The 7426-nt window shown below is 58.8% G+C and carries 6 protein-coding genes; 2 read left to right on the top strand and 4 right to left on the bottom strand.

From position 1 onward, the window contains the following. Nucleotides 1-221: hypothetical protein (locus J3L12_RS09875; protein WP_208014885.1), on the top strand; the 221-nt coding region annotated here is incomplete at its 5' end. 88 nt (nt 222-309) lie between these two features. Here the strand turns inward: J3L12_RS09875 and J3L12_RS09870 are convergent. The 4 genes from J3L12_RS09870 to J3L12_RS09855 all read right to left on the bottom strand — a co-directional run bounded on the left by J3L12_RS09870 (nt 310) and on the right by J3L12_RS09855 (nt 4876). Next, the gene (locus J3L12_RS09870; RefSeq protein WP_243455117.1) at nt 310-2028 is read right to left on the bottom strand and encodes a hypothetical protein; all 1719 of its coding nucleotides are present in this window, start codon (nt 2026-2028) and stop codon (nt 310-312) included. A gap of 513 nt (nt 2029-2541) precedes the next feature. Beyond that, on the bottom strand, nt 2542-2739 hold the full coding sequence (locus tag J3L12_RS09865; RefSeq protein ID WP_243455116.1) for a hypothetical protein: 198 nt from the start codon (nt 2737-2739) through the stop codon (nt 2542-2544). A gap of 81 nt (nt 2740-2820) precedes the next feature. Next, entirely contained in the window at nt 2821-3219 is a 399-nt protein-coding gene (gene mgsA / locus J3L12_RS09860; RefSeq protein WP_208014882.1) for a methylglyoxal synthase, read from the bottom strand. 292 nt (nt 3220-3511) lie between these two features. After that, a complete protein-coding gene (locus tag J3L12_RS09855; RefSeq protein ID WP_208014881.1) occupies nt 3512-4876 on the bottom strand; it encodes a tetratricopeptide repeat protein in 1365 nt (454 codons plus the stop codon). A 411-nt stretch (nt 4877-5287) separates the two neighbouring features. On the opposite strand from J3L12_RS09855, the gene ftsH reads away from it, so the two are divergent. Further along, nucleotides 5288-7153: an ATP-dependent zinc metalloprotease FtsH gene (ftsH, locus tag J3L12_RS09850; RefSeq protein ID WP_208014880.1), complete on the top strand. Its 1866-nt coding sequence runs from the start codon at nt 5288-5290 to the stop codon at nt 7151-7153. The last annotated feature ends 273 nt before the right edge of the window (nt 7154-7426 follow it).

The following is a 7426-nucleotide window of genomic DNA, read 5'->3' as shown; positions in this document are numbered from 1 at the left end:
TGCCCACACCAAGACCCAGACGGCTGCGGCGGTGGGGGCACTACCTGCTCGCGCTCAGGGAGAACCAGGCGGTGTTGAAAGACTGGGGCGAGTTTGTGCTGAGGTATCCCGCAGAGGAGGTTCACCGCTACCACGAGGTGCGAAGCGGTGTGCTGTGGGTCTGGCAGGCCCGCCGAACCACACAGTTGCCGCCGGAGGAGTGTTTTGAGCAATGCTCATAAACCAACTGGCTGTATAAGGTCTCTGTTTATGAACTCCTCATAACCTTGCTTACGGTGTAGCAGACACAAGCAGTGTGTTGGAAGAAACCTACTTTCGGGCAATCCAGGTGCGAAAGATGCTACCCGTGTCTTCACCATAACCGCTCAAGGCAAGCCCTACCCGATGGATGTACAGGCGGTCGGCACCGGGGTAAATGTCGCTCAGCGCCCGGTACAGTACCGGTTCGTCGTCAAGGTAGACCTGAAATCGTTCGCCATCACAAACCGTCCGCAAACGCACCGGTACGCCGTGGTAAAGCAGATCGGGTACACGGCTCCAGACCATGTCGAAAGGGTCTTCATAACCGGCAAAACGCAGTATTGCCGCCACCGAGCTTTCGCTATCATCCAGGCGCAAGGTCACTATCAGATGATGTCTGGCATCCTGCCAGAAACAGACCCCAGCTCGGCTTTGCTGGTTTTGGCCTTTACGCTGACCTGGGGGGAGAATTTCGACCTCCAGATCGGCCAGGTGGGTGCTGTCCCAGGGCATGGTATAGACGGCGCGCTCTCCCCCAGCCGCTTCGATACGCAGCCCCCCCTCCGCAGGCATCAAACTGGCACGTCCCAGGGTGGGTTCCCAGGAAATCAGCAAATCTTCGGCGGCATGGTTCAAATAGGGGGCAAACACCGTCGTCTGACCCCTGGCCTGCCAGGGTTGTCCCAGATCCAGCTCCGGCGGGAGTTCTACTTCACGCGGATGCACTTCCAGATCGGTGGCCTGGCCAACCAGTCCAACCCCCGTTTCGTTGGCCAGGCGATGCTCGAGGATGGGGTGCTCGGAAAAGAGGGGCTGGCCGTCCAGGGTAATGATGAGGGCTTTTCCATCATCCAGAACCTGCACCCAGTGAGGTTGCCGGGCCGCACCGGTATAGGGTTCGGCAGCCAGCACATACTGCTGGAGGCCATACTGTAGGCGCAGGCGGACTTCCTGGGGGTTCAGTTCCAGGGCCAGAAAGTGCCTGGGGTCGCGGTACCGCCAGATCAGACTGGCGGGTGCGGTAAGGCACACATGAAACAGCCCACCGGCTTCTTGCGGACGCAAAAGCATGCCGGGGCCGTGCAGTTGCCACACCCCACCCTGAGCCGCCTTGCGCCCTAGTTGTGGCTGGGGATCGGCCAGCAAGGCCGTGCCGTACCCCCGCCACGCAGGCACATCGGCCACCCGCACCCCATACACGCGGGTGTCTGCCCGGTACCCCATTTCCCCCAGAATGGACTGGTGAATCCCGGCGTACAGCTCTTTTGCCGCCAGGCTGTAAGGGTCTATCGCCAATGGCCGCAGCCTGGGCAGGGCTGGCAGGTGGCGGCTGCCCTCGAGCGAACCGGCATAAAAAGCCACCCCCTTCTCGCGCAGTACCGAAAGCAGATAGATCGGGTTATTCTGAATACCCAGGAGCAGATGATGCAAACCCCGCACCTTTGCTGCACACAAGCGGCCATTCTCGCGAGAATGCCCCTGCATGACCAGGGCCTGACCGGACTCGAGGGGGTTGGTCGGCACAGGCTGATCAAACCAGCCTACTGCCAGATTTTCCCGCACAGGCTGGGGCGAAAAATGCGCCTTGAAGGGCATTCGAGCAACAGCGTCTTCCTGGCCGCCAACAAGGTTTCGTGGCAGGGCACTGAGGGGTTCAGCATAGGTTTGTGAGTTGTTGTGTCCGTTGAGCATCAAGACCCCAAAGGCCAGTCCGGCTCTCCGAGCAAAAGGGCCATAGGCCATACCCTGGCGGCCCCAGCCTGGCGTGTTCAGGGGGGCAAAGCGCAAAACTCCCTTCTCTATCGAAATTTTGGCTTCCGCGTCTATCCCCAGTCGTATAGCCCCACAATCGCTGACACTGCCAATAACATCGCCATACCGCACGTCCTGTGTAAAGCGATCCGAGATTTCAGATGGGACATTCCTGGAGTGTCTCATTCGGCAATTCCGTTGAATTGACACAAGATACGCGAGAGCTCGTAAACCTGGCGTGAAGAAAAAAACTATGCAAGCGGGAATTATTCCTTCAGAGCGTTACCATCCACACTTGAAACCGCAAGGCACGAAACGTTGGCATAACACCCAGCGTTAACAATCAAAAGCGAGCCTCATCGCGCCCTTCAAAGACGCAGCCGCCCATTCAGGCGCCCACTGTTCTTTCCGTGACAAAGGATTCTTATTCACGGGCGTCTCGATTTTTGCCAAGAGCGCTCTAAACTTTAGTGGATTTTTCTGGCGCTCGTGACGGGTATTTGCCAGCGGCCTGCAAGCGCACGACCGACGGCTTTTATGACCATTCTCCTATGCCTGGATGCGGTTAGGAGGAGGGACGGGAACTTCCAAACTCCTGGCTCCCTGCTGGATGCCAATCAGGAAACCCATCTTCATCAGGGCGATAATCTGCTCGGTCTGGCCCGACTTGACCAGTTCGTCTATATACTCCGCCAATCCGGGCGGAAAGGGCATCTGTTGCAAGGCGTCGCGGTTAGCCTCTACCATTTGTTGAATCCACTCAACCGGTGACATATCTACTTGCTAATATAACACTCAACTTTTCTGACACTAGGGTTTCTGACACTATCAAAGGATTTGCCGCTCATTAGCCGATAGGTCGCTCTGCAACCAGGCCAGCACGGCTTCGGCGGCAGTTAGGTTGGTGGCCAGTGGAACGTTGTGAACATCGCAGACTCGCATCAGGGCCTGCACATCGGGCTCGTGGGGTTGAGCCTGAAGAGGGTCACGCAAGAAAATAACTGCCAGTACCTTGTCCTCTGCAATCATGGCCCCTATCTGCTGGTCGCCGCCCAGCGGCCCTGAGAGCATCCGGGTCACGTTCAGACCAGCTTTTTCCTGCAGAAGCCGCCCGGTTGTGCCAGTAGCAACCAGGGGAAAGCGCGAGAGCAGGTCTTTGTGATCTTTGGCAAAAGACACCATGTCGGTTTTCTTGCCATCGTGAGCAATGAGGGCCAGAACCTTCATGGGCTTTATTCTATGATTCATTTTCACGTTCTGACCCAGCTTGCTCGGTGTCTATCTTGCCTGTACAATCCCGATGAAATCTGAGTCAAATGATGCGAGTGAGTAGGGTATTTCTACGGAAACGGATTTTTACCGCGCTCTTCACGGGCGTGGCCACCCACGAAAGCGAGAATACGTCTGGGCCCAGACGCAGGTTACGCACCCGGGCGGCACCGTTCTGTCCAGGACAAAGGATTCTTAGTCCCGGATGGCTCGATATTTGTGAAGAGCGCTCTATTGGACTGCAAGTTCACTAGTTCAGCGTCCGGCTGCCACCGATCAGGCTTCTGGCCCGCTCGAGGTAGTTGTTGAGGGTTTGGTGCCATTCGTCTGCCGGGTGTAAATAGGGCAACACAGCTTCGCTACGTGAGGCGATCTCGTCGGGGTGACGAAAGCCCAACTGGGCCAGGGTATCCACCACCATTTGCTGGGCCGTAACCCAGTCGCGGCTGCCTTCGGGGGCTTCTTCGCAGGCTTTGGTGTAGTGCTCGAGGGCCTCCTCCAGGTGCAGCAGGTCGTAAGCCAGGTTGCCCAGAATCAGATACCCTGCGCTTAGACTGCCCAGCTGAATGGCTTGGTGGGCGGCCTGGGAGGCCTCTTCATAGCGGCCCAGGCGGTAGAGGATCTCGGCCAGGTCGCCATAGGCTTCGCCCTGGTGGCCATACTCGGGGTCGCGCAAGACCTCGCGTAAGGCCGACTCGGCTTCGGCCAGCTCGCCCGCTTCCAGGCAGGCCACCGCCAGTTCGTGTAGGGCGTAGCTTTTGTCGGAGTCTTCGGCCCGCCGAACGGCCTCGCGGAAAGCCTCGATGGCCTCGCGGGGGTAACCCAGTTGCATAAGAGCCTGTCCGTGTACCAGGGGGGTGCCGTGAGCCGCCTCGGCGCCTTCGCGCTCTTTGGCCAGAGCCTGCTGGATGGCCTCGAGAGCCAGGCTGGGGTTGCCCAACAAAAGCTGACTGCGGGCCTCGAGGTAGTAGCGGGTGGCCGCGTCCTCGGGGTCCTCGAGCTCGGGGGCGTCGGGCTCTGCTTCCCGCAGGGTCTCCAGGGCTTCCTGGCCCATTCCAGCCTCCACGAACATCGCTGCCGCATCTATCAGGTTCCAGTAGTGTTCCAGCCCTACGGCCAGCCGCGCGGCCTCCCTGTAAGCAGCAGCCGCCTCGGCAGCCTGGCCCAGGCGCTCCAGGGCCTTGCCCCGCAGGGTTTGGGCCCGCCAGGCCAGGAAAGCAGGCAGCTCGAGGGGCCGGTTCAAAATCTCCAGCGCTTCTTCAGGCAAGCCCAGGTACATCAGGGCCTGGGCCTGGTGGTAGAGCGCACGGGGGTCGTGGGTCTGGGGCAAAATTTGCCGCACATCTTCTTCCGAGGCCCCCTCCAGGGCGCGCATCTCGCCCAGAATGGCGCGGTAGCGGGGGTGGGCCTCGAGGGTGGGCACACTACCCACTCCTTCCTCCAGGGCCCGGTTGGCCCCTTCGATACCCCCTTCCCCATACAGCGAATAAGCCTCTGCCAGCAGCAAAGCCACCTCTGCGGCCTCCTGCCCCTGGGCCAGCGCGAGTGTGCGTACCAGCGTCTCAAACGCCGTATCGTAGTCGCCTTGGTGGAGGGCCTCGAGAACCGCTTGCATTGCTATCCATCATAAGACGGAAAACCGAAAGCAAGGAGGGTTGGAAATGAGCAACAGGTAATGGAGGCAAAATCATGGAAGGCAACACACCAGCTATCTCACTTTGTCTTTCCAAAGGCAAAGCGCAGTCTTCTTGTGTGACCCTGACTGCTTTTTGCAAAGTGCGCGGCCAACTCAGGAGCTACTCACAAACCGTGAAGCCAACTCAAGCACGCATGGTTTGCAAATGCAGCAAACTGGAAAAGCCAAGCAAATATAGCAAAAACCTCTCCCCAAAGCGCTTTACACCCTAGACTTCATTCCTCACACCGGGATTGAGTACCATATACTCGGTTAAGGTGTGTCAGTCCACCGTTGAATCAGGTGGATTATGCATCGCCCGCCTGACGGGCACCCAATGGAGGTTACGTTTTGCCTACACGCATCAATCCCTGGAGCTTGGTCGCTGTCGTCATTCTGGCCTACTGGCTCTTTACCCTATTTGGCAGTAGCAACACCCGTACGACAATACCGTACAGCGATTTCATCGCTTATGTCGAGCAAGGCAAGGTAGCCCGGGTAATACTGCAAGAGGGCCGCATCAACGGCTTTTTCAAAGCCCCTGAGCGCATTCAGGCTGGCAACACAACCGAAACCACCGACCGCTTTACGGTTGTTGCGCTCCCACCGGGCTTCAGCGACCCACAGTTCACCAATCTACTGCGCCAGAATGGGGTCGAAATTACCAACCGCCCCCCTAGCATCTGGCCCCAGTTGCTGTACACTTTAATCCCGGTATTGGCACTCATTGGCTTCTGGTGGTTCTTCTTCATGCGTTCGCAGGGGGGAGCTGGCCAGGTTATGCAGTTTGGGCAGAGTCGGGCCCGCCAGTACGGTAAGGAAAAACGGGTCAACACCACCTTCAAGGATGTGGCCGGTCACACCGAGGCCAAGCGGGAGCTGATGGAGGTGGTGGACTTTCTCAAAAACCCACAGAAGTACATTGCCATTGGGGCCGAGATTCCCAAGGGCGTGCTGCTGGTTGGGCCGCCAGGAACCGGCAAAACCCTCCTGACCCGCGCCGTAGCCGGGGAGGCTGGCGTGCCCTTCTTCTCGGTATCGGCCTCGGAGTTCATGGAGATGTTTGTGGGGGTGGGGGCCAGCCGGGTGCGCACCCTGTTTGAGGAGGCCCGCCGCAACGCCCCGGCCATTATCTTTATTGACGAGCTGGACTCGATTGGGCGCAAGCGTGGCGCCGGTATTGGCGGCGGCCACGACGAGCGGGAGCAAACCCTCAACCAGATCCTCTCGGAGATGGACGGCTTCGAGAAGGACACCAGCGTAATCGTGCTAGCCGCGACCAACCGCCCGGACATTCTGGACCCGGCCCTGTTGCGCCCCGGACGTTTTGACCGCCAGGTGGTTATTGGGCTACCCACCCTGGAAGAGCGCAAAGAAATTTTGCAGGTACACATGAGGGGCAAGAAGTTTGCCCCCGATGTGGATGTGAACAACCTGGCCCGCCTCACCCCGCAGTTTAGCGGCGCCGACCTGAAGAACCTGGTAAACGAAGCCGCCCTGCAAGCCGCCCGCGAAAACGCCACCGAGATTGCCAACGTACACTTCCAGACCGCGCTCGACAAAATCATGCTGGGTCTGGAGCGGGGCACCCTCAAGCTCAGCGAGCAGGAAAAGCGGGCGGTGGCCTACCACGAAGCGGGCCACGCTATTGCCGGTGAGGTACTGCCCTATGCCGACAAGACCGAGAAGGTCTCGATTGTGCCCCGAGGGATGGCCCTGGGGGTGCGCTGGAGCAAGCCCGAGGAGCGCATTCTGATGAGCAAGGAGCACCTCGAGGACACCCTGGCCATGACCCTGGCTGGCCGGGCTGCCGAGGAGCTATTTGTGGGCACCATCACCACCGGGGCTGCCAACGACTTCAAGCAGGCCACCAGCCTGGCCAAGCAGATGGTGCTGGACTGGGGCATGGGAGATCACTTCAAGAACGTGGCCTGGGGTTCCAACCAGGGGCCCATCTTTCTGGGCGAAGAAATCGCCAAGAAGCAAGACCACTCCGAAGAAACCAGCCGCCTGATTGACGCCGATATTCAGGCCATTCTGGATCGGGCCTACGAAAAAGCCAAGCAGGTATTATCTAGCAATGCCGAGGCCATGCACCGGCTGGCTGAAGAACTGCTGGAGTCGGAGATTGTGCAGGGCGAGCGGGTACGGGAAATTATCGCTGAAGCCAAGCGCCCCGAGGTAGTAGCCCCTGCAGCGTTCAAGCCTGAAGTCTGACCGCTGCCTTCTTTCGCGCTTTTCACAGACGTGGCCGCTCACGAAAACCGGAATCAGTCTTGGCCCAGGCGCATGTCTTCGAGTTTTCAGACGGCCATTATTTTGTCCAGGACAAGGTTTTCCTGGACTCGGATGGCTCGTGGTATGTGTAGGTAGCTTCGCTTGAACGCCTGGGGTATCCAAGGAGGTAGAAGGTAGGAAGTAGGGTGTGAACGTTGAAAACTCACCGCCTACCTTCCAGCACCTACCCCCATCACGTGTGTTGATATAGAG

The sequence above is a fragment of the Meiothermus sp. CFH 77666 genome (genome assembly GCF_017497985.1).
Classification (GTDB): Bacteria; Deinococcota; Deinococci; order Deinococcales; family Thermaceae; genus Meiothermus.
The sequence above is the reverse complement of the archived record's forward strand: the minus strand, read 5'-3'. Positions and strand labels throughout refer to the sequence as shown.

Coding starts and splice junctions, on each gene's coding strand:
- J3L12_RS09855 (WP_208014881.1), bottom strand. CDS start 4,876: ATGCAAGCGGTTCTCGAGGCCCTCCACCAAGGCGACTACGATACGGCG.
- mgsA (WP_208014882.1), bottom strand. CDS start 3,219: ATGAAGGTTCTGGCCCTCATTGCTCACGATGGCAAGAAAACCGACATG.
- J3L12_RS09865 (WP_243455116.1), bottom strand. CDS start 2,739: ATGGTAGAGGCTAACCGCGACGCCTTGCAACAGATGCCCTTTCCGCCC.